Annotated in this window: 16 protein-coding genes, 2 tRNA genes and 1 rRNA gene; 7 read left to right on the top strand and 12 right to left on the bottom strand. The window is 39.9% G+C overall.

Annotated elements, in window-relative coordinates; translation table 11 throughout:
- Window positions 1-2,062 precede the first annotated feature (2,062 nt).
- The 9 genes from QCQ61_RS13065 to QCQ61_RS13025 all read right to left on the bottom strand — a co-directional run bounded on the left by QCQ61_RS13065 (window position 2,063) and on the right by QCQ61_RS13025 (window position 12,341).
- Complete coding sequence (locus QCQ61_RS13065) at window positions 2,063-2,395, bottom strand: helix-turn-helix domain-containing protein (RefSeq protein WP_279448093.1); 333 nt, start codon at window positions 2,393-2,395, stop codon at window positions 2,063-2,065.
- 4 nt (window positions 2,396-2,399) lie between these two features.
- Entirely contained in the window at window positions 2,400-2,738 is a 339-nt protein-coding gene (locus QCQ61_RS13060) for a type II toxin-antitoxin system RelE/ParE family toxin (RefSeq protein ID WP_279448092.1), read from the bottom strand.
- Window positions 2,739-2,949: 211 nt separating this feature from the next.
- Window positions 2,950-3,993 (bottom strand): T9SS type A sorting domain-containing protein, encoded by a 1,044-nt coding sequence (locus tag QCQ61_RS13055; protein ID WP_279448091.1) that lies wholly within the window; start codon window positions 3,991-3,993, stop codon window positions 2,950-2,952.
- Window positions 3,994-4,167: 174 nt separating this feature from the next.
- Window positions 4,168-6,180, bottom strand: coding sequence for an ATP-binding protein (locus QCQ61_RS13050; RefSeq protein ID WP_279448090.1), 2,013 nt, complete (start codon window positions 6,178-6,180; stop codon window positions 4,168-4,170).
- Window positions 6,180-6,995: an alpha/beta fold hydrolase gene (locus tag QCQ61_RS13045; RefSeq protein WP_279448089.1), complete on the bottom strand. Its 816-nt coding sequence runs from the start codon at window positions 6,993-6,995 to the stop codon at window positions 6,180-6,182. Before QCQ61_RS13045 ends, QCQ61_RS13050 begins: the two co-directional genes overlap by 1 nt.
- A 189-nt stretch (window positions 6,996-7,184) precedes the next feature.
- Window positions 7,185-8,303, bottom strand: a complete 1,119-nt coding sequence (dnaN, locus tag QCQ61_RS13040; protein ID WP_279448088.1) for a DNA polymerase III subunit beta — start codon at window positions 8,301-8,303, stop codon at window positions 7,185-7,187.
- A 210-nt stretch (window positions 8,304-8,513) separates the two neighbouring features.
- Window positions 8,514-10,910 carry a gliding motility-associated ABC transporter substrate-binding protein GldG gene (gldG, locus tag QCQ61_RS13035; protein WP_279448087.1) on the bottom strand — a complete coding sequence of 799 codons (2,397 nt, stop codon included), beginning with the start codon at window positions 10,908-10,910 and terminating at the stop codon, window positions 8,514-8,516.
- A 166-nt stretch (window positions 10,911-11,076) separates the two neighbouring features.
- Window positions 11,077-11,370: a putative quinol monooxygenase gene (locus QCQ61_RS13030; RefSeq protein ID WP_279448086.1), complete on the bottom strand. Its 294-nt coding sequence runs from the start codon at window positions 11,368-11,370 to the stop codon at window positions 11,077-11,079.
- A gap of 131 nt (window positions 11,371-11,501) precedes the next feature.
- Window positions 11,502-12,341, bottom strand: a complete 840-nt coding sequence (locus QCQ61_RS13025; RefSeq protein ID WP_279448085.1) for an SAM hydrolase/SAM-dependent halogenase family protein — start codon at window positions 12,339-12,341, stop codon at window positions 11,502-11,504.
- A gap of 209 nt (window positions 12,342-12,550) precedes the next feature.
- Here QCQ61_RS13025 and QCQ61_RS13020 point away from each other — a divergent pair, with 209 nt between their 5' ends.
- Both QCQ61_RS13020 and QCQ61_RS13015 read left to right on the top strand, forming a co-directional pair.
- Entirely contained in the window at window positions 12,551-13,504 is a 954-nt protein-coding gene (locus QCQ61_RS13020; RefSeq protein ID WP_279448084.1) for a PhoH family protein, read from the top strand.
- Between the two features lie 95 nt (window positions 13,505-13,599).
- Window positions 13,600-14,550 (top strand): phosphoribosylaminoimidazolesuccinocarboxamide synthase, encoded by a 951-nt coding sequence (locus QCQ61_RS13015; protein ID WP_279448083.1) that lies wholly within the window; start codon window positions 13,600-13,602, stop codon window positions 14,548-14,550.
- 15 nt (window positions 14,551-14,565) lie between these two features.
- Here the strand turns inward: QCQ61_RS13015 and QCQ61_RS13010 are convergent, their stop codons facing one another.
- Together QCQ61_RS13010 and QCQ61_RS13005 are read right to left on the bottom strand one after the other, a co-directional pair.
- Window positions 14,566-15,888 carry an acyloxyacyl hydrolase gene (locus QCQ61_RS13010; RefSeq protein WP_279448082.1) on the bottom strand — a complete coding sequence of 441 codons (1,323 nt, stop codon included), beginning with the start codon at window positions 15,886-15,888 and terminating at the stop codon, window positions 14,566-14,568.
- Window positions 15,885-17,150: an acyloxyacyl hydrolase gene (locus QCQ61_RS13005; RefSeq protein ID WP_279448081.1), complete on the bottom strand. Its 1,266-nt coding sequence runs from the start codon at window positions 17,148-17,150 to the stop codon at window positions 15,885-15,887. The genes QCQ61_RS13010 and QCQ61_RS13005 overlap by 4 nt, the downstream gene beginning before the upstream one ends.
- Before the next feature lie 79 nt (window positions 17,151-17,229).
- Here QCQ61_RS13005 and QCQ61_RS13000 point away from each other — a divergent pair, with 79 nt between their 5' ends.
- Window positions 17,230-18,627 carry an alanine/glycine:cation symporter family protein gene (locus QCQ61_RS13000; RefSeq protein WP_279448080.1) on the top strand — a complete coding sequence of 466 codons (1,398 nt, stop codon included), beginning with the start codon at window positions 17,230-17,232 and terminating at the stop codon, window positions 18,625-18,627.
- Window positions 18,628-18,956: 329 nt separating this feature from the next.
- Here QCQ61_RS13000 and QCQ61_RS12995 read toward each other — a convergent pair whose 3' ends face one another.
- Window positions 18,957-20,042 (bottom strand): M42 family metallopeptidase, encoded by a 1,086-nt coding sequence (locus QCQ61_RS12995; RefSeq protein ID WP_279448079.1) that lies wholly within the window; start codon window positions 20,040-20,042, stop codon window positions 18,957-18,959.
- A 125-nt stretch (window positions 20,043-20,167) separates the two neighbouring features.
- On the opposite strand from QCQ61_RS12995, the gene QCQ61_RS12990 reads away from it, so the two are divergent.
- From QCQ61_RS12990 to QCQ61_RS12975, 4 genes are all read left to right on the top strand, one after another.
- Window positions 20,168-20,866 (top strand): DUF4294 domain-containing protein, encoded by a 699-nt coding sequence (locus tag QCQ61_RS12990; RefSeq protein ID WP_279448078.1) that lies wholly within the window; start codon window positions 20,168-20,170, stop codon window positions 20,864-20,866.
- A gap of 582 nt (window positions 20,867-21,448) precedes the next feature.
- Window positions 21,449-22,972: ribosomal RNA gene (locus tag QCQ61_RS12985) — 16S ribosomal RNA — on the top strand.
- Between the two features lie 183 nt (window positions 22,973-23,155).
- Window positions 23,156-23,229: transfer RNA gene (locus QCQ61_RS12980), tRNA-Ile, on the top strand.
- Window positions 23,230-23,370: 141 nt separating this feature from the next.
- Window positions 23,371-23,447 (top strand) — tRNA-Ala (locus QCQ61_RS12975).
- The last annotated feature ends 19 nt before the right edge of the window (window positions 23,448-23,466 follow it).

The following is a 23,466-nucleotide window of genomic DNA, read 5'->3' as shown; positions in this document are numbered from 1 at the left end:
TCTCTCTTTCTCTACCCTATAATCTTCTAAAAATCATATATATCAAAAAGTTTAGATTAGCGTATTTAAAACTCATTTTGGTGTAACAAACTGCCCAGCGAGGCAGCATATGGGTAGAGAAACACCACCTCGAGCAACAAAATGTCCCGTAAGGCAATAATATGCTTTTCCAATCCCAAATTGAATACAAAAAACAACTGCCCCAGCAAAGCAGAATATAGGTGAAGAAACATTATGCCCATAACAAACGTACGGTAGCTATATAAAATGCAATGTCCAGCTGAATACCGAAAACAAACTGCCCAGCGAGGCAGCATATGGGTAGAGAAACACCACCTCGAGCAACAAAATGTCCCGTAAGGCAATAATATGCTTTTCCAATCCCAAATTGAATACAAAAAACAACTGCCCCAGCAAAGCAGAATATAGGTGAAGAAACATTATGCCCATAACAAACGTACGGTAGCTATATAAAATGCAATGTCCAGCTAAATACCTAAAACAAACTGCCCAGCGAGGCAGCATATGGGTAGAGAAACACCACCTCGAGCAACAAAATGTCCCGTAAGGCAATAATATGCTTTTCCAATCCCAAATTGAATACAAAAAACAACTGCCCCAGCAAAGCAGAATATAGGTGAAGAAACATCATGCCCATAACAAACGTCCGGTATATATAAAAAATGCAATGTCCAGCTAATTACCTAAAACAAACTGCCCCAGCGGGGCAGCATATGGGTAGAAAAACGCCACCCCTAGCAACAAAATGTCCCGTAGGGACATAATATGCCTTTCCAATCCCAAATTGAATACAAAAAACAACTGCCCCAGCAAAGCAGAATATAGGTGAAGAAATATCATGCCCATAACAAACGTCCGGTAGATATATAAAATGCAATGTCCAGCTGAATACCGAAAACAAACCGCCCCAGCGGGGCAGCATATAGGTAGAGAAACGCCACCCCTAGCAACAAATGTCCCGTAGGGACATAATATGCCTTTCCAATCCCAAATTGAATACAAAAAACAACTGCCCCAGCAAAGCAGAATATAGGTGAAGAAATATCATGCCCATAACAAACGTCCGGTAGATATATAAAATGCAATGTCCAGCTGAATACCGAAAACAAACCGCCCCAGCGGGGCAGCATATAGGTAGAGAAACGCCACCCCTAGCAACAAATGTCCCGTAGGGACATAATATGCCTTTCCAATCCCAAATGGAGTACCAAAAAAACAACTGCCCCAGCAAAGCAGAATATAGGTGAAGAAACATCATGCCCATAACAAACGTACGGTAGCTAAATAAAATGCAATGTCCAGCTAAATACCTAAAACAAACTGCCCCATCGGGGCAGCATATGGGTAGAGAAACACCACCTCTAGCAACAAAATGTCCCGTAGGGACATACTATGCCTTTCCAATCCCAAATGGAGTACCAAAAAAACAACTGCCCCAGCAAAGCAGAATATAGGTGAAGAAACATCATGCCCATAACAAACGTCCGGTAGATATATAAAATGCAATGTCCAGCTGAATACCGAAAACAAACCGCCCCAGCGGGGCAGCATATAGGTAGAGAAACGCCACCCCTAGCAACAAATGTCCCGTAGGGACATAATATGCCTTTCCAATCTCCAATGGAGTACCAAAAAAACAACTGCCCCAGCAAAGCAGAATATAGGTGAAGAAATATCATGCCCATAACAAACGTCCGGTAGATATATAAAATGCAATGTCCAGCTGAATACCGAAAACAAACCGCCCCAGCGGGGCAGCATATAGGTAGAGAAACGCCATCCCTAGCAACAAATGTCCCGTAGGGACATAATATGCCTTTCCAATCCCAAATTGAATACAAAAAACAACTGCCCCAGCAAAGCAGAATATAGGTGAAGAAATATCATGCCCATAACAAACGTCCGGTAGATATATAAAATGCAATGTCCAGCTGAATACCGAAAACAAACCGCCCCAGCGGGGCAGCATATAGGTAGAGAAACGCCACCCCTAGCAACAAATGTCCCGTAGGGACATAATATGCCTTTCCAATCCCAGTGCTTATGCCACTGTAAACTCCAATTCGTTCATTTCTACGCTGAATTTTACGTTGGCCTTTAAAGCTCCAAATACTTTTAAAATGGTTTCAATAGTCACATTTTTCGTATTCCGTTCCAATTTTGAAATTTGGGATTTCTGAACTCCAATTAACTCTCCGAGTTGTTCTTGTGTCAATTTTCTTTCTTTCCGAACCAACTTTATCATATCACCCAAGACTTCCATTTTTAAGTCGAACTCGTATTTATCGCGCACAGGTGTTCCAATCTCTCCCAAATCCTTATCCTTCATTTGGTCAAGGGTCATCATTTTCATCTTTTTCTTTTTTGCTTCCATATTTCTATTCTTTTTGGGTAAAATATTCCGCCATAATCTTTTTCGCTTTTTCTATATCGGCTTTTGGAACTTTGTCCGTTTTCTTTATAATTCCATGGGTCGCCAGGACTAGTGTTTCAGTTTTGTCAGTTTTGTCCCAAAAGGCGAGGAGTCTGTATTGAAGTCCAATATATTTTGTTCTAAATTCCCAAATCTTATCTTCTAATTTTTTAAATAGTTCAGGATCATTAGTCAGCTTGGCTTTGTCTATATTATAATAAACCTTCTTTTTTGACTTTGGGTCAATTTTAGCCATAAAGTCAATCGCTTGTTCAAGAAAAACGACTTCAAACTTTGGTTTCATTCGTTTAATGCATCCATTTTAATAGACAAATATAAATCAAAAAGTTGTATTATATGGAAACTTATGTTTCTTAATTGCAATATTGGTAACATTTGGATAGAGAATCACACCCATAACAAACGTGCGGTAGCTAAATAAAATGCAATGTCCAGCTAAATACCTAAAACAAACTGCCCCATCGGGGCAGCATATGGGTAGAGAAACACATCGCCTATTTTTTTATAAACTTAGCCATAGCTCCGTGCTCAGTTCTCAAGAAATAGCTACCGCTCGATAGGTTCGAAACATCTATTTTTTCCTTCGGATTAATTGTACCTGTACCTACTTGCGATCCATCAATGGCATAAATAATATAATTTGTCGTTTCCCGTAGATTGGAGATTTCAATAAACGCCGACGTCGGATTTGGAAACAGGGTAATACGGTTTGCATTAAACTCCGTTACGCCCAATTGCAACTCCATTTTTACTATTCTATTGGCTCCCCTTTCCATAATAAAAAGCGTATTCCCCCAAATTTCTATATCGGTGGGTTTGTCTATGCCTGTTACAACATCCTCCGCCGTACCTGAACCAGCGGTAAGATTTTTTATAGATACCTTATTCCCAATATATTCTGCCATAAATAAATTGTTTCCCACAATACGTATCCCCAGCGGTCTTTGAACTCCGGTTACCACATCTACCGGTTGGGTTACCCCACTTGTAACATCCACTTTTGAAACCCGATTGGCCTGTCCTTGTCCCATATACAGTATATCTCCCTGTAGTGCCAAACCAGTGGGACTAAAATTTACATTGCTGGTAGCAACCAAAACCGTGGTGGGGTTGGGGTCGGTTACATCAAATTTATTGACCACATTGTCATTGGCATCTGAATAATACATAGTAGTTCCAGAAAGATAAATCGTAGCAGGGGTATTAAGCCCATCAATAACGGTTTCTTTCGTTGGGTTGGGATCGGTGAGGTCTATCTTTGAAATTGATCCCGCATTAAATTCAGAAAAATATAGGGTATTGCCATCAACAGTCATTCCTACCACACCATTTAAACCACTTAATACCGAAATAGGTGTTGGAGAGTTCTCCGTTACATCTATCTTAAAAATTTCCGATCCTGTGCAATAATACAGTGTATTGCCGTCAAGAAGTAATCGTGAAGGGTCGTTAATTCCGGTTACCACATCGGTTACTTGGGCGGGGCAGATTAAAATGTTTAAAAATAAAACAGCAATAAAGGTGTACAATGTTCTCATAATTTGTCAATTTTAGTTAGTACTTCTCCTATACAATCGGAGTAAACCAAAAATGTCATCACGAAAACTCTTCTTCTTACATAATTTTAATAGAATAAAGTGAAAAAAGGAAGAAGTGGCCCGCTATAGTAAGAGATAGGTGCTGAAATATATTAGTGAAATATACAAAAGAGACTATTTGTTTTTAGCCTTTTTTAAACCCTCAAATATGATTGCAAACTCTTTTTTGCAATCGTCAATAGCCAATTTTAAATTCGTGTCGCTATCATTGGTCGCAATTAAGTCTTTACACTTCTTCATTAATGAAGTTAATTTCTCGGCTTTTATGTAATACAATGTCATTGTAGATTGATGGATAAGACTTTCTAATCCGGATACATCTTTATTCTTTAAAGCGGTTTTAAATTCACCTTCATAATCCTTTATGGCTTTTAGCGAACTTTTTATAAACTTTCTTAGGTACTTCGGGTTGTTATTAGCCATTTTCTGGTATCGCTCCAAACTAAAACTTTCCTCAATTGTAGTGTTATCCACAGGCTTTAATTCTTTCGCATACTTTTTAGATAAGGTGGCAGTCTTCATCAAACTTTTTCGCTTTTTCTTCCCTTTTGTTTGCTTTAAGGTTTTATACATCTTTAAAAGATCGAAAAGTTCTGTTGGTTGAAAAGGTTTCGGCAGGTGGTCGTCTATACCAGCTTTAATAAGTTCGTTTTGCACTTCACCTTTTGTAGTTGCCGAATATGCAACAATTACAGGCTTTTTAGAAAGTTTTAATGCTCTAATTTTTTCTGCAGTTTGATACCCGTTCATTTTTGGCATTTGTAAATCGAGTAATACAATATCTACACTTTCTTTCTTTAAAATAGATAAAGCCTCCGTGCCACTTTTAGCTGTAACATATGAAATACGCCATTGATCCAGATATTGAGCCGTAATAAAAATGTTCACATGGTTATCGTCAACTATTAAAACCTTATAATCGTCAAAACTTACGTCGTCTTTTTTATTGAGAAGTTGTGCGGTTTTATTGACTTTCTTTTTATCAATCTTATAATTTAATTCAAAACTAAAAGTTGATCCTTTATTGAGCTTACTACTAACGTGCAACTGACTGCCCTGAAGTTCGAGTAGTTTTTTGCTAATGGTAAGTCCCAAGCCTGTTCCGCCATATTCTACACTTACGTCGTAACTTGCCTGGGAGAATTCTTGGAAAATGGTTTCAAGTTTTTCTTCCGGTATGCCAATGCCAGTATCGGTAACTTCAAATTTTAAAGTAACTTGTTTTTTTACTTTCTGAATTACACTTATAGCCACTGTAATAGCTCCCTTTTTGGTGAATTTTATAGCATTCCCGATAAGGTTGGTAAGAATCTGATTTAATTTAACGGGATCGCCAATTATATTTTGAGGAACATCTTCTGATAATTCTAATCGCAATTCAACCCCTTTTTCTGAAGCCTTTACCGAATATATTTGTTTTAAAATGGTAATGAGTTCATTCAAGTTAAAAGAAACGTATTCCAATTCTAGCTTCTTTGCTTCAATCTTACTTAAATCCAATAAATTATTTACAAGGCTGAGCAAATGTTCTGAAGAGCCTAATAGAAGTCGAGCGTATTCCTTTTGGTTTTCGTTTAATGGAGTATTGTGAAGTAGATTGCCAATACCCAAGATAGCATTTAATGGGGTGCGAATTTCGTGACTTATCGTAGCTAAAAAATCTGCTTTTGCTTTGCTGTCGGCTTCGGCTTTTCGCTTTGCTTCCAATAGCTGCTTTTCGTACTCCCTGCGGTCCGAAACATCTAAAATAGTCGCCTGAAATGTAGCTTCATTACTTTCTTTCGCAGGTATTTCCCTTACATTAATTAAAGCGTGAAAATTACTTTTATCCTTCCGCAACATATCAAAATACACTTCGTGGATAAAGCCTTGCATTTTAATCAAGGGAAAAAAGTGTGTTTCAAAATATATTTTTCCACCTACTTTAAAAAAACTTGGAAGCGTACGAACATTAACAATTTCATCTTTTTTAAAACCTAGCCAATGGGCCAGGGTATTGTTCATAGCAATAATTAACCCATCGTTACGAAATACAACTGAACCGCAAGGTGCATTTTCATATAAGTCTAAAGCTGCCTTTAAACGAATAGAATCTGTTTGCTTTAACGAATTATAGTTTTTGTCCACTAAGGATTATTTTCTAGAAAATTTATCATTGCTTCTGCGGTTTCTTCGGGGGCGCTTAAATTAGGACAGTGCCCCGTGGCTTTTAAAATTTTAAGGATGCCATCTTTAACGGTATTTGCCACGTATTTTCCAACTTCAGTAGGCGCAATTACATCCTGCGAACACTGCAGTATAAGGCAAGGATGCGACACTTTTTGTAAATCCTCCCGATTGTCTGATAGAAAAGTAACTCGGGCAAAATTTTTAGCGATTTCAGGGTCGGTATTACAAAAACTATTACTTAATTCTTTCCCTAATTGGGGTCTGTCTTCGTTGCCCATTATAACGGGTGCCATATTTTGCGACCACCCCAGATAGTTACTGTCTAAAGCCTCTAAAAGTTCATCGATAGATTCCTTATCGAAGCCGCCAATATAGTTTTCTTTATTGATGTAACAGGGCGACGGACCTATTAAAATTAATTTTGAAAATAGGGAAGGTGCCTTAATCGAAGCTAACATTCCAATCATTGCACTAACCGAATGCCCTACAAATATTATATCTTTTAATTTTAAATGCTCGCAAATTGCAAGAACGTCGTTGGCGTAACTCTCCAGCGAATTGTACTTTTCATTGGTATATGCCGAAATATCCGAATTTCCAGCACCTATATAATCAAATAAAATAACCTTATACTTCTCTTGAAAGTAAGGGTAAACAAATCGCCACATATTTTGGTCGCAACCGTAACCATGGGCGAATACCATGGGTTGAGTACCTTTTCCCAAAATACTTATATTAAACGCTTGGTCAATATCTTTAAATTGGTCGGACATAATATGTAGGTTTTTGATTGTTTAAAAATAGAAAAAAAAACTAGTTAACTATTATGAAATGTTAAAATTCACAATAGTTAACTAGTGGTAGAAAAATTGCGGTTCTTTTTGTTTAAAAAGAAACTGTATTACTATTACTGATAGCTAATAACAACCGTATTCTATACAAATAACTTCTATAATTACTTACTAATTGTTAAGCATCACTGGCATAACGAGCATGGTAACGGTTTCGCCTTCATCCAGGCCATCTACCGGAGTAAGTATCCCTGCGCGGTTAGGAAGGCTCATCTCTAAAGAAACTTCATCGCTGGTAAGATTGTTTAGCATCTCGGTTAAAAACCTGCTGTTAAAGCCTATCTGCATATCATCGCCCTGATAATCGCAGGTTAATCGTTCCTCGGCTTTATTGCTGTAATCTATATCTTCTGCCGAAATATTCAGTTCGGCACCGGCAATCTTTAACCTAATTTGATGCGTAGTCTTACTTGAGAAAATAGATACCCTACGCACGGAATTTAAAAACTGATTTCGGTCTATAACCAATTTGTTCGGGTTCTCCTTCGGAATAACAGCTTCGTAATTTGGATATTTACCGTCTATAAGGCGGCACACCATTTCGGTGTTTTCAAAAATAAACTTCGCATTGCTCTCGTTGTACTCAATGGTAACATCTTCTTCACTTCCCGCAAGTATGCTTTTTAAAAGGGTAAGTGGTTTTTTCGGCATAATAAATTCTGCCGTTTGGGAGGCGCTTATATCATCGCGGGTATATTTAACCAACTTGTGGGCATCGGTAGCTACAAACACCAAATTATCTGTTGAAAACTGAAAGAAAACCCCGCTCATTACAGGTCGTAAATCGTCATTTCCAGAGGCAAAGATTGTTTTGCTAATTGCGGTAGCAAGTACGTCGCCCTGTACAATTGTAGCCGAAGGATCCTTTAAATCTACTGCATTCGGAAATTCCTCCCCATCGGCATATGCCAGAGCATATTTACCGTGGTTACTGCTAATTTCAATAGTGTTATTGTCTTCAATAGTAAAGGTTAGCGGCTGCTCGGGAAAGGTTTTCAACGTCTCCAATAAAAGCCGTGCGGGAATACAAACCATTCCTTTTTCGGCACTTTCTACTTCTAATTTTGAAGAAATGGTAGTCTCCAAATCGGAAGCGGAAACAGTAAGCGATTTTCCGTCTAGGTTAAACAAGAAATTATCTAAAATTGGCAGGGTATTGTTGTTGTTAATAATACCGCCTAATACTTGTAGTTGTTTTAATAAATAGGAACTCGATACAATAAATTTCATTCTATGTGTTTTTTATGAAATAATTCTCAATAAATACGCCCCAAAACTTTTAAATTTAATGGAATAAAAGCTAGGCAATCCTACCCAAATTTATCGTAATTTAATGTATTCGTTATGGGTATTGCGCATTTCGACCTTGCTTTATATAAACTTCGCCGAAGTACAAATATATTTCAATTGAAGTGTTTGTTAAAACAAACTTATCAACATTTAACGGGTGTATTTTCGTTTGCGGTAGCTGGTAAAAACCAATCCAAAAATAGCTAGTAATCCCAACGGTAGCAATATATTAAGCATTTGCCACTTGGTACGCTGCGCTACAGTTTTTTGCGGATCCAGAAATGGCACCGCAATTTGGCGCGTTCTAATGTTTATAAGTCCGCTGTCGTCAAGCAGATAATTAACCGTATTAAGCAGAAATTCCTTATTTCCGTAGAATTGATTGGTCATTTTATCAAAACCTAGTTCCAGCGGTCTGTTGCCCTGCATTTGGTTTTTAATAACGTCGCCATCGCTAATTACCACCATTTTGGAAGCTACCCCCTCGTCTACGTTTTTAGTGTTCTCTAAGCTTATGGGCTTAACTCTATTTTTATAAACCGAAGTAAAATTGCCTTCCAATAACACTGCTAACGGTATTTCGCCTGCGCTAAAATCCCCAGGGGCAGGCCCCTCATTTACCACTTGCAAGTTCTTCGGAATTTCCATATCAAAGTCAATAGGGAAGGGGAGTCCCACACTTTTCGATATAGGCGAAGTAGATAGCAAAACCGTTTTCTGTATGTTGTTGGGAAGCGTGTCTATCCCACTGGCATAACTAAACTTTACCGCTTCAATATTTGTTACTATGGGATGGTTGTTCGCGCTGCTGCTCAACGGATTAAAAAACCACGGGTAGCGGTTGTATTGTGCCTCCCGCTCATCGCCACTGGCCAATACTATTGGCGCCGAATAAACATCCTTAACCAAATTGGGGTTGATTCGAATGCCGTATTTAAAAAAGAAATCGCCCAGATTTAAATCCTTCCCAAAGGCAAAGGTTTTTCCGGTGGCAGAATCAGTTTGCATCTGTGTGGCATCCATCAGCCAAAGCGATTTACCACCCTTCATTATATATTGATCCAACACGTATTTTTCGGCATCGCTAAATGCTTCTGTTGGCTGTGCGGCTACAATTAAATCGAAGCTGTGTAATGCCTTTAAGGTTTTTTCAGGATTGGAAGCAACCGAATCCAAGGTAAAAGGTGCAATAAAATAATACTCCCGCAGCGTGGCAAAAAAGTCCGCTATATACCGATCGTCGTATTCGCCATTGCCCTTTAAAACAGCTATTTTTTTCGACTTCTCGTTTGCTAATTTTTTAAATCCATCGGCAAAGGCGTATTGTAGGTTTTGCAACGAACTATTTACCCGTTCCTCCGAGCTTGCCCCCAGTTGGTTTTTAAGTAGGGCTATTTTTACGGAGCGGCCATCGTGATGTGCCAATGCCCACGGATAAACCAACTCGGTACTTTGTTTCCCCTTTTCAGTAACCGACACCTGGGCAGGGGTTAGTCCAAACTTTTCAAATTGCGCCAGAAAAGCATCGTTCCCTTCTTCGGTAGGATTTATAAAATCGAATTTTATATTCGAATTATAAGCCGAAAACTCGGCTAAAAGTTGTTCTGTTTCCCCTTGAAGTCTTTTAAATTCCGGCGGAAAATCACCTTTCAAAAACACATCAACTATAATTGGCGAATCTATGGAAGCAATAATGTTCTTTGTTTCTTCAGAAAGTGTAAACCTTTTGTCCTGCGTTAAATCGAAACGCTTATAAATATAATTACCGAGCCCGATCAATAAGATTAAACCCACTGCAAACTGCAAATAATGGGTGGTTCGTTTTTTTGATAAAGCAGGTGATTTCTTTTCCAGTTTAAATACTGTAAGACCTATAAACAGTATAGATAGTACTGCAAAATATACAAGGTCCCGTGTATCTAAAACCCCACGCGCTACACTGTCAAAATGTGCTTTCATGCCCAATTGCGAAATAGTAAACGAGGAAGATGCAAAAGCCTCAAACCCGTAATACAGCACAAAACACAGAAAAACAGCAATGATAAAAGCTACAATTTGGTTTTGCGAAAGTGTAGATGCAAACACCCCAATTGATGTATAGGCCAATACCAAAAACAACAACCCAATATATGAGCCCAATGTGCTGCCAAGATCCCAATTGCCCCGCGGAAGCCCCAATTCTGAAATGGTTAATACATATAAACCTGTGGGAATAAGTGCAATTACAATTAATATAACGGCGCCAAAATATTTCCCCAATACTATTTCTTTTAAGTGCAGGGGTTTGGTGAGCAATAGCTCTAAAGTGCCCATCTTAATCTCGTCGCTAAAGGCACGCATACATACCGCGGGAATTAAAAACAACAGTACCCACGGCGCAAGTTGAAAATAGGGGGAAAGGTCTGCAAACCCAGAATCCAACACGTTGTAGTTTCCGCTAAAAACCCACAAAAACAAACCGTTTATAACCAAAAACACGGCAATTACCAAATACCCAACAGTACTGGAAAAAAAGGAGTTTATTTCGCGTTTTATTATTGTAAACATTTTTCTCTCACAAAGACGCCAAGACGCCAAGTATTTTTATTAATTAACCCACAACAGACAACCCACAACAGCCAACCCACAACCGACAACCGACAACCCACAACAGACAACAGACAACAGACAACAGACAACAGACAACCGCCAACCGCCAACCGTCAACCGTCAACTACAAACTAGCCACCGTATCTACACTCCAAGCTTCAGCTCTTTTGCGAAACATCGGTTTTGTTACACTCCAAACTTCTTTAAACAGTTGGCTGTTTCTATAATTTTCCAAGGCTGCTTCCTTATGCCAACGACTATAGGTGAAAAAGATTGTTTCGTCATTTTTATCGCGGTAAAGTTCCAAAAACAAACACCCCGGAAAGCTGCGGATCTTCTCTTTTACCACTTCAAAATTAGCCAGAAAATCTGGGATGTTTTCCTTTTCAAATTCCATTTTTACAATTCTTGTAAACATAATTCCATATTTAATTGGCTAAACTATTCTATCTTTTTCGCTTTCTTTATAGGCATTGTTTCTCTCTGAACGCGCTTCGTCTCCAATCGTTCTATGGCTTATAAATATGCAGAAGCCATAAACCCATTACCTTATAATTCAGTATTAAAATTTACCGTAACCGTATCCCTAAACTCCAACCCAAACAGGCTGGCAGCGCCCCCCACCGAAGTGGGATTGCTTTTGTAAATTGCCAATTCCAAAAATTCAGATGAGTTCCAAAGTGCCAGTCGCTTTCCGTCTTCTTCCCGTTTATCGGCAGTATTGTTAAAATTTATGGCATCGCTATACCGCTCGTAAACTGTATCAAATTTAGCTGTTCGTGCATTAATAATAAACGGTCTGCCGCGTCCTACTTCCTTAAAGAGCTTTCTGGAAATATTGCTAATCACATTGCCATAGTTGTCAATGTAAATTACGTTGCCAATAATTACACTGTCTTGGTTGCTTATTACGGGGCGCAGTCCTGTGAGTTCCTTTATTTCAGTAATATTTTTCCCGATTACATCCAGGGTTCCCCCACGGGCAATATGTCCGGCAACTTTTACGAATACGTCTAAAACCGGAAAATTGCTTATTATCCTATCGTGAATATTTATTTCTACAATTTTCTCGGGCCGCATCTCCGAGGTAAGCATCGAGATAATTCCGTTGTCGGCACACACAAAATAATGCCCGTCCATATACACCGCAATGTGTTTATTTTCAGGATTTAATTCCGAATCTACCCCAATAATATGGATGCTGCCAAGTGGAAAACTCTTATAGGCATTTTGGATTATATAAGCAGCCTCATGCAAGTGGAAGGGCGAAACATAATGCGAGATATCAACAATTTTCGCATCTTCCATTTCTGAATAAATAGCTCCCTTAACCGCGCCAACAAAGTGATCCTTCTCTCCAAAGTCAGTAGTAAGTGTAATTATAGCCATAAATGGATTGTTGATATTTTCTTAAAAGAGTTCCCACAAAAATAGGTTACTTTTGTTAGTAGCAAAACTATTTCTGACCGAATACGTAAATTTTAAATCACAATAAATTATTTCGTGTTTTTGTAAAATTTACATCGCTATTTTTTATATCGAAATCGCAGAAAATTGAATAGCTTTAGACCAAACATTATATTTAAAATATACGCCTTTTGAACGAACTTATCATTGAACTTACCGAGATTAGTCCTAGAGATTTCTTCGGACTGGAAAACGCAAATATTGATCTTCTCAAAAAATATTTCCCAAAGCTAAAAATCGTTGCCCGTGGCAATAAAATAAAGGCTTATGGAGATGAAGACGTGCTGGAGGAATTTGATAGACGAATGATGATGCTTTTGGAACAAGTGGCCAAATACAACAAATTAGACGAAAACGTAATTGAACGCGTGCTATTAAGCCGCACAAAAGACGATTACGAAACTCCTGCCAGCAGTGGGGAAGTAATAGTTCACGGCACAAGCGGAAAACCCATTAAGGCACAAACCGCCAACCAACGCAAGCTCGTGGCCCTAATGAGTAAAAACGATATGGTTTTTGCAGTAGGCCCCGCCGGAACTGGAAAAACATATACCGGGGTAGCTCTTGCGGTTAAAGCCTTAAAGGAAAAGGAGGTTAAGCGTATTATTTTAACAAGGCCAGCTGTAGAAGCAGGTGAAAATCTTGGCTTTCTTCCAGGCGACCTAAAGGAAAAATTAGATCCCTATATGCAGCCGTTGTACGATGCACTTCGCGATATGATTCCCGCCGAAAAACTGGCGGCACATATTGAAAACGGCGTTATACAAATTGCCCCTCTGGCTTTTATGCGCGGCCGTACCTTAGATAATGCCTTTGTTATTTTAGACGAAGCCCAAAATACAACCCACGCACAGATGAAAATGTTCCTTACCCGAATGGGAAAAAACGCAAAGTTTATGATCACCGGCGACCCCGGACAAATAGATTTACCACGCCGAATCACCTCCGGTTTAAAAGAAGCATTGCTGGTTTTAAAAGATGTGAATGGCGTAGGAATGATATATTTAGACGATAAAGATGTAATCCGTCACCGCTTGGTAAAAGAAGTAATTGCCGCTTATAAAAAAATTGAAAACGTAGATTAAATTCCAAATTCCAAATCCCAAATCCCAAATCCCAAATCCTAAATTTCAAATTAACGAATTAACGAAATAACAAATCCCAACAAGCCATCATCCCAATGTGTAATACAATAATTTCAACCAACTTCAACTTTCCCGGACAAAAACACGTCTATCACGGCAAGGTGCGCGAGGTTTATACCTTAGAAAACAATACACTTTTAATGGTAGCAACCGATAGGCTTAGCGCTTTTGATGTTGTTATGCCCAAAGGTATTCCGTACAAGGGCCAGATATTAAATCAGATTGCTACTAAAATGATGCGCGACACCGAAGATTTGGTGCCCAATTGGTTAATTGCAACTCCAGATCCTAATGTTGCCATTGGCGAAGCTTGCGAACCTTTTAAAGTCGAAATGGTTATACGCGGTTATATGAGTGGCCACGCGGCCCGCGAATATAAAGCTGGCAAACGGATGCTTTGCGGCGTTGCCATGCCAGAAGGTATGAAGGAAAACGATAAATTTCCCCAACCTATTATCACTCCGGCAACCAAAGCCGAAATGGGCGATCACGACGAAGATATTTCAAGGGAAGAAATTTTAAACCGTGGCATTGTTTCAGAAGAAGATTACTTGCAATTGGAAGATTACACCCGAAAACTCTTTCAACGCGGCAGTGAGATTGCAGCCGAAAGAGGTCTTATTTTGGTAGATACTAAATACGAATTCGGCAAAACAAAAGATGGAAAAGTGGTGCTGATCGATGAAATTCACACCCCAGATTCATCGCGTTATTTTTATGCCGAAGGATATCAAGAACGCCAGAAAAACAACGAACCTCAAAAACAACTTTCAAAAGAATTTGTGCGCCAATGGCTAATCCAAAATGGCTTCCAAGGTTTGGAAGGCCAGCAAGTACCTGCAATGACCGATGCCTATATTGAATCAGTTTCTGAAAGATATATTGAGCTTTACGAAAATATTACAGGTGAAAAATTTGTAAAAGCAGATGTTTCAAATATTCATAAGCGTATTGAGGAAAATGTTTTGCACTACCTGGCTAATTAAATAAGTACTAACGAGTTACCGAAAATTGAAGCTGCGTACATACCCCAAACTTATTTCGGAGAAATCCGCCTGCCCCAAATTTGAATTGATATGCGCGGCAATATACAGGTTGTTTTTGGGCCGCAACTTAGTTCCGATTATATAGTATTTTAAGCCCAACCTTCCGGAAATAAATTCTTTAAATTTATAAAATCCGTCAAAATTCCCAAGAACCCAACCTTCCGGAATTTCTCTAGGCGTATTTTCCCAACCCTTGTTAATTCGCCATTCCATTTTATAGGCGGGCTTGTGTAAATTAATCCCAATTTGAAGATTTACGCTCACGTGGTTCATTAAAACTTCCCCACTAACATGCACCCCTAAATTTGTGGCGTAATACACTGGCAAGCTCTTAAAATAAGCGTATTCCTGCCCATTGCGCACCAACCATTCGTTTTCGTTTATATAATCGTAATAATGTTCGTAAAGTCTAAAATAGAAGCCGAGCCCTACTTTTAACGTGTTGTTATAAACCAGTCCGTATTCGCCAGCAACAGTGTACACCTGCTTTTTTTCATTAAAGGCCAAAGCAAATGAATTTTGCCCAAGCCCAGCCCGAAAATCAAAATACGTATAAACCGAATTTTTTAAAGTGGGAAACGCTACTTCGCCAGTTTCTAACTCCGCTTCCGGCATACTTTTTATATCGGCAGATAAACTCAGTAAATATGAATTGTAGCCTTTATTGTGTAACCGCATATGCCCGTTGGAGTGGTGGGCATATCCAAAACCTAAGTGCATATTAATATAGTCTGAAGTAAAAAGCCGATAATAAAAAAACAGCCTACAGGCCCAGGTAATATCTGTGGTTACGGCTTGATTTCTCGGATTCTTTTTAGCCTCGTATTTTTCCGTAAAAAACGAAGTTCCCAAGCTTGCCAGCACACTAATTCTTTCGCTTCTAAACGCATTAAAACGTATAAAAGGCATAAATGAAAAAGCCAGCCCCAAACTGTCTCTATTGCCAAAATCGGTGATGCCAAACGAATAACCCGTTTTCGGACCTTTTAACCGTTGCGACCATTCCTGCGGATTCTTGGATTGATCTCTTCCAATATTAAAAATAATTTGTTTTTGCGTTTTGGTACTTGGAAAACCGAAGTTGGCTTCCTGTGTTTCCCCTAAAAGTAATTCAGTATTAAAAAATAACGAATGGTCCAACCAATTGGCATCCGTTTGTCCTACGACCGAAAGAGTGCAAAATAAAAGAATGCAGCAACAGCTCGCCACCTTAAAACGAAAGCAACTTAAATGTAGGGCGAAATTACCGTTAAATCGAAAATAAAGTGTCTTTATCACGGCTTTAATCTATGATTAAAACTGTGAACATATCCAAAACTCAACTCAGAAAAATCGGCTTGCCCGAGATTCGCCTTAAGATGCGCCCCGATATAAAAATTGTTTTTTGGGGCCTTTTCCATACCTATTAAATAATACTTTAAACCCAAACGGGAAGAAACCCGACTCTTCTTTTTAAAGCCGGAGTTGTATTCGCCCAAAACCCAACTTCTCGGAATTTCGCGCGGTGGGTTATCCCACCCTTGATTTATGCGCCAATCTATTTTATAGGCTGGTTTGTGCAAGTTGTATCCTAGCTGCACGTCTATGCCAAAGTGGTTTAAGAATATTTCGCCATGTACCGTAATTCCCACATTAGATGCGTAATACCAAGGGTTGCTCCTAAAATAATCAAACTCCCGACCCGCTTGAACCAAAGACTCATTCCCCGCTATATAATCGTAATAATGTTGGTAAAACCGGTAGTACAAGCCAATGCCAATTTTAAAGGTGTTGTTGTAAACCTGACCGTATTCCCCCGCAACTGTATAAACGTTTCTTTTATCGTTAAACGCCAAGGCAAAAACATTCTGACCCAAACCGCTGCGAACACTAAAGTAGTTATAAGTTGTATTTTCATCGTTGGGCACCATTGCGGCAACTGTGTTTTTAGAAGCACCCATCGGATTCTTTATCGCTGCCGAAAAGCTAACCAAAAACGAATTATACCCTTGATTTAACAACCGCATATGCCCATTGGAGTGATGCGAGTAGCCAAGCCCCATGCGCCAATCTATATTTTTGGTAGTTAGAAAGTGATAGTATAAATACATTCTAAACGCCCAAGTAATATCGGTAGTTACCGCTTGGTTCTTCGGATTGGTTTCGGCATTGTACTGTTTCGTGAAATATGATGCGCCCATTCCCGTAAGCACTTTCCACCGCTCGCTGCCAAAAGCTTTAAACTCAATAAAAGGCATGGCGGTAATTGAAATTCCCAAACTATCTAAATTCCCGTAATCGGTTACACCAAAACTCAACCCCGTGGTGGGACCTCTTAATCTTTTGGCCCAAGCCTGCGGATTGTTCGCATGGGTACGTCCAAAATTTAATATAAGTTGCTTTTGTAGTTTTGTTTCAGGGAAACCGTCATTAGACTCCATGGTAAGCCCCAAAAGTATTTCGGGATTAAAGTAAAAGGCAGGTTTCTTCCAATCATCCGAGCTTTGTGCGAATGTGAAAATGCATGCAAATAGCATTAAAATGGTTAGTTGTAATTTCATTTGGCGCTACAAGTAACAATTTCCTTATTAATTTTAAAAATTTTAATCCTACATTCGTTAAAACATTTAAAGTCGAAACTTGGAAAAAACCGACAAATTTATTGCCGAAATGGCTTCCGCAGCTTGGGGTTTGCCGCTTTTAATACTATTAATTGGCGGTGGATTATACCTAATAATTCGAATTCGCTTTTTACCATTTCGGTATTTAGGGCACGCCATTGCCGTTTTGCGCGGTAAATATGACGATAAAAATGATTTAGGTGAAATTACACATTTTCAAGCTCTTACAACCGCTCTTTCCGCAACTGTTGGGATGGGCAATATTGCAGGCGTTGCGGTTGCCATCGCAATTGGCGGCCCCGGAGCTGTCTTTTGGATGTGGGTTAGTGCTGTAATTGGTATGAGTACTAAGTTTTTTACTGCAACTCTTTCCATCCTTTACAGAGGAAAAGATAGTGAGGGGGTTGTTCAGGGTGGCCCCATGTATTTTATAACCGAAGGTTTAGGCAAAAAATGGCTGCCGATGGCAATAGTATTCAGTGTTGCCGGTTTAATTGGCGCCTTGCCGGTGTTTAACGTAAACCAACTTACACAAGCCATAAACGACATATTACTAAAACCAGCTGGCGTTTATGAAGGCTTTAAAACCGATTTAATAATAGGTGTTATACTTTCAGGAATTACCGCCATAGTAATTTTGGGCGGCTTGGAACGAATTAGCAAAACCGCATCTAAACTGGTTCCGGCAATGGTTTTGCTTTACTTCGGCCTTGTGGTGTTTATTCTCGTTACGAATATAGATGTAATCCCTAAATATTTGGGATTGATTTTTACTGATGCCTTTTCGGCTAACTTCTACAAAGGCGATGCATTTTTGGGTGGCATTGTAGGAGGTATAATCCTACTGGGCATTCGCCGTGGTGCCTTTTCAAACGAAGCGGGAATCGGTACCGCCCCCATGGCTCACGGTGCCGCAAAAACCAACGAACCTATTCGCGAAGGTCTGGTAGCCATGTTAGGCCCAGCTATTGATACCCTTATTATTTGCACCCTTACCGCTTTGGCAATTTTGGTAACTGGAGTATGGCAAAGCAGCGATGCAAACGGTGTTAGTTTAACGGCTTCAGCATTTGAGGAAAGTATGCCCTTATTCGGCAAATATGGTCTGCTGGCGTGTATCGCTATTTTTAGTATTTCTTCGCTCTTCTCCTATTCCTACTACGGTAGCAAGTGCATGGCCTTTCTTTTTGGTGCAAAAAACAAAGGGATTTATAATTATTTCTATATTCTGAGTATTCTCATCGGTGCCACCACCTCCTTGAGTATGATGATAAATCTAATTGATACCTTCTTCGCTTTAATGGCAATTCCCACAATGACGGCTACCATACTTCTTGCGCCGAAAGTGATTACAGCTGCAAAGATTTATTTTGAAAAATTAAAACAGCATAATATAGCTGCAAAGAAAGATTTCTAATTATTTAAATGCCAATTTCACCTGCATCTCAGTTTCAGCTTGCTTTTTTCAACTATAATTAAATGAAAACCGCAGCAAATTTTCACTTGCTGCGGTTATAAACAAAACTGAAGGTAGTAACAATGTAGTCCGATTAATATTTTTGAAAGTATTGTTATTATTGAAAATTACAGACAAATCTAAACCCGCTACCTCGCTTTTAAGTTTTTTGAACCCTTCGAAAAAATAGTTAGTTGTTTATTCTTAGATAATTGTATTTCAATAAGTAGAGGCTTCATCTTACGCCTTATAGCAAAGCGGTCTTAAGTTTTTAATCGGACAACACTAATTTAGTCAAAATAACTAAAAGTTTCTCCGTCTTTTATATTAAGGAGCGTTTCGTAGATTAGTTTAATTACGTTCTCCACGTCATCTCTATGCACCATTTCTACCGTAGTGTGCATATACCGAAGTGGCAGAGAAATTAAAGCACTCGCCACCCCGCCGTTGCTATATGCAAAGGCATCGGTATCTGTACCGGTAGCCCTTGAAAGTGCAGCTCTTTGGAAGGGTATCATTTTCTTTTCGGCGGTATCAACAATTAAATCCCGCAGTTTTTGCTGTACGGCAGGGGCGTAGGCAATCACTGGCCCGCAGCCAATTTCCGCCAGTCCCTGTACTTTTTTATCTATCATTGGGGTAGTGGTATCGTGGGTAACATCGGTCACGATTGCAATATTCGGTTTAATGCGCTCCGCAATCATTTCGGCACCCCTTAAGCCAATTTCCTCCTGCACCGAATTAGTAATATAAAGCCCAAAGGGTAGTGTAATATTATTTTCGTGAAGCAAACGCGCTACTTCGGCAATCATAAAACCGCCCATTCTATTGTCTAAAGCGCGACACACAAATTTATCTTCGTTTAATATATGAAAAGGATCGGGGTAGGTTATCACACAACCTACATGTATGCCCATTTTTTCAACTTCTTCTTTATCTTTTGCGCCAACATCTATAAAAATATTATCCGGTTTAGGACTTTCTTCCTTTTGTTTGTCGCGTGTGTGAATTGCCGGCCACCCAAAAACACCTTTTTTTATACCGTTTTTGGTATGAATATTTACAATTTTTGAAGGCGCTATCTGATGGTCGCTTCCGCCATTTCTAATTACATAGAGCAAGCCATTGTCTGAAATATAATTAACATACCAGGATATTTCGTCTGCGTGGCCTTCAATTACCACTCTAAATTTTGCATCGGGATTAATAACTCCTACCGCCGTGCCGTAGGTGTCGGTAAAAAAGTCATCTACGTATGGCTTTAAATACTCCATCCAAAGCTTTTGTCCGTCCCATTCGTAACCGGTAGGCGATGCGTTATTTAAATACGATTCTAAAAATTTAAGCGAATTGTCATTCAATATTGATGTATTCATAAATGCGTTTTTCTGATTATTTGTGTAAAGGGTAAAATTAGCAAATTCTTATTAAGGGCAACGAGGCAATTTGCTTATTTTTGGCACGTTCTTGGAGAGTACCGAGCTTAAAAAAACAGTTTTAGATGAAATTTTTTCTACCTATATATATATGCCTATTTTTCTTCGGCTTACATGCTATTGCACAAACAGATACCGAATACCTAAAAAAGCAAAAAGATTCTACCAAAGTTATGTTCTACATAATTGAAGGTGATACCATAGCTCGCGAAATAATAGACCTAGATGAAGTGATCTTGCTCGACAAATTAAAATTTAGTTCAGAACAGGATCGAAGACGCTATTTAATACTCCGTCGAAAAACCCGAAAAGTGTATCCCTATGCAAAATTGGCTTCGGAAAGGCTAACAACAATGACCGAAAGATTGAAAACCATCGACAAAAACCGCGACAAGAGACGTTATACCAAACGTATTCAAAAATATATTGAAGGAGAATTTTCAGAAAAGCTAAAAAAACTAACACATACCGAAGGTCAAATTTTGGTAAAACTAATCCACAGGCAAACGGGTCGCACGGCTTTTGACCTTGTAAAAGAACTGCGCACTGGTTGGCGGGCATTCTGGTACAACACTACAGCCAGTCTTTTTGAAATATCCTTAAAGGAAGCATACAATCCTTTTGATGTAAAAGAAGACTATTTAATTGAAGATATTCTGGAAAGATCCTTTCAGGAAAATATCTTAGAGCGTCAAAAACCAGCTTTTTCTATAAACTATTTAGATTTAAAGGCCGCGTGGAACAAAAAAACTGTTAATAACTAAGCCATTCAAGTAGTTGCACAGCATTGTAAAACATGTTATATTCGTAGTTCGCTCTTTTGGTTTTTGGTAACCTCCGTTATATGAAGGTGTTGGCTTCAGAATGGTTTTTCTGAAGATATAAAAACAGTTTTTAGATCCATTTCATTTTTTTTATTTGGTAATATGGTCGCTTTCAAAGCCTTATTATTTGTTGATAAAAAACATTCAAAAAAACCTTTAAATAATGTTGCGGGAACAGAAAAGGGTTTTATATTTGCACCCGCTTAGCAGGACAGATAGCTGTTCAAAAAGAGTTAAGCCGGACGCTCTGAAATTTTTTTGAAATATTTTTTTAAAAAGTATTGCGGGATTAAAAAAGAGTTGTATATTTGCACCCGCTTAGCGAATGAGTGACTACAGAACACGAGTTTGCGAGGCGAGAAGAATAGAAAAAAAGTTCATTGAGATATTGAAATTGACAGCGTAGATCGGCATCCGAAAGGGTGTCGGTCAACAAAGAAACTAAACTAAGTGAGATTTTCTGGGATTTTTTTGAGAGTCGAGCTCTTACTGATGTATGGTCGCAATATTATTGAAGATTATACGATGAAGAGTTTGATCCTGGCTCAGGATGAACGCTAGCGGCAGGCCTAACACATGCAAGTCGAGGGGTATATGGTGCTTGCACCATAGAGACCGGCGCACGGGTGAGTAACGCGTATGGAATCTGCCTTGTACAGGGGAATAGCCCAGGGAAACTTGGATTAATGCCCCATAGCATTATAGAGCGGCATTGCTTTATAATTAAAGATTTATCGGTACAAGATGATCATGCGTCCCATTAGCTAGTTGGTGTGGTAACGGCACACCAAGGCTACGATGGGTAGGGGCCCTGAGAGGGGGATCCCCCACACTGGTACTGAGACACGGACCAGACTCCTACGGGAGGCAGCAGTGAGGAATATTGGACAATGGGCGAGAGCCTGATCCAGCCATGCCGCGTGCAGGAAGACTGCCCTATGGGTTGTAAACTGCTTTTTTACGGGAAGAAACACCGCTACGTGTAGCGGCTTGACGGTACCGTACGAATAAGGACCGGCTAACTCCGTGCCAGCAGCCGCGGTAATACGGAGGGTCCGAGCGTTATCCGGAATCATTGGGTTTAAAGGGTCCGTAGGCGGGCGATTAAGTCAGTGGTGAAATTCTGCAGCTCAACTGTAGACCTGCCATTGATACTGGTCGTCTTGAATCGTTGTGAAGTGGCTAGAATATGTGGTGTAGCGGTGAAATGCTTAGATATCACATAGAATACCGATTGCGAAGGCAGGTCACTAACAACGCATTGACGCTGATGGACGAAAGCGTGGGGAGCGAACAGGATTAGATACCCTGGTAGTCCACGCCGTAAACGATGGATACTAGCTGTCCGGCGCACATTGGTGCGCTGGGTGGCCAAGCGAAAGTGATAAGTATCCCACCTGGGGAGTACGTTCGCAAGAATGAAACTCAAAGGAATTGACGGGGGCCCGCACAAGCGGTGGAGCATGTGGTTTAATTCGATGATACGCGAGGAACCTTACCAGGGCTTAAATGTAGTCTGACAGGGGTGGAAACACCCTTTTCTTCGGACAGATTACAAGGTGCTGCATGGTTGTCGTCAGCTCGTGCCGTGAGGTGTCAGGTTAAGTCCTATAACGAGCGCAACCCCTGTTGTTAGTTGCCAGCGAGTCAAGTCGGGAACTCTAACAAGACTGCCGGTGCAAACCGTGAGGAAGGTGGGGATGACGTCAAATCATCACGGCCCTTACGTCCTGGGCCACACACGTGCTACAATGGCAGGTACAATGGGCAGCCACGCCGCAAGGCGGAGCGAATCCACAAAACCTGTCTCAGTTCGGATCGGGGTCTGCAACTCGACCCCGTGAAGCTGGAATCGCTAGTAATCGGATATCAGCCATGATCCGGTGAATACGTTCCCGGGCCTTGTACACACCGCCCGTCAAGCCATGGAAGCTGGAAGCACCTGAAGTCCGTCACCGCAAGGAGCGGCCTAGGGTGAAGCTGGTAACTAGGGCTAAGTCGTAACAAGGTAGCCGTACCGGAAGGTGCGGCTGGAACACCTCCTTTCTAGAGAAAGACGACCGAAATTCAACAAAGAGAGGCTCTTATATGAAAAGAACAAGGGAGTCTTGCTTGGTTTAGCTGTCAATTTTATAATTTTTTGAGAGAAAAGAAGAAAGAACAAAGAACAAAGAGGGATGCCGCAAGGATGTCTTTTCTCTTTCCTCTTTAATCTTTACTCTTAGGTACAGTCTCATAGCTCAGCTGGTTAGAGCGCTACACTGATAATGTAGAGGTCGGCAGTTCGAGTCTGCCTGAGACTACGAATAGAAATATTAGATTGGAGATTGGCGATTGCCGATCTTTTGGTCTGCAAAAGTTCATTTAAATAAAAATAGAGATTTTAAGAAGTTGAGTGAGTTCAACAATCGTTAATCGTAAATCAACAATCTGAAATCGATTACGGGGGATTAGCTCAGCTGGCTAGAGCGCCTGCCTTGCACGCAGGAGGTCATCGGTTCGACTCCGATATTCTCCACCACGGACAACAACCGTTGTTT

It is taken from the genome of Aequorivita marisscotiae, from assembly GCF_029814825.1.
Taxonomy (GTDB): domain Bacteria; phylum Bacteroidota; class Bacteroidia; order Flavobacteriales; family Flavobacteriaceae; genus Aequorivita; species Aequorivita marisscotiae.
The sequence above is the reverse complement of the archived record's forward strand: the minus strand, read 5'-3'. Positions and strand labels throughout refer to the sequence as shown.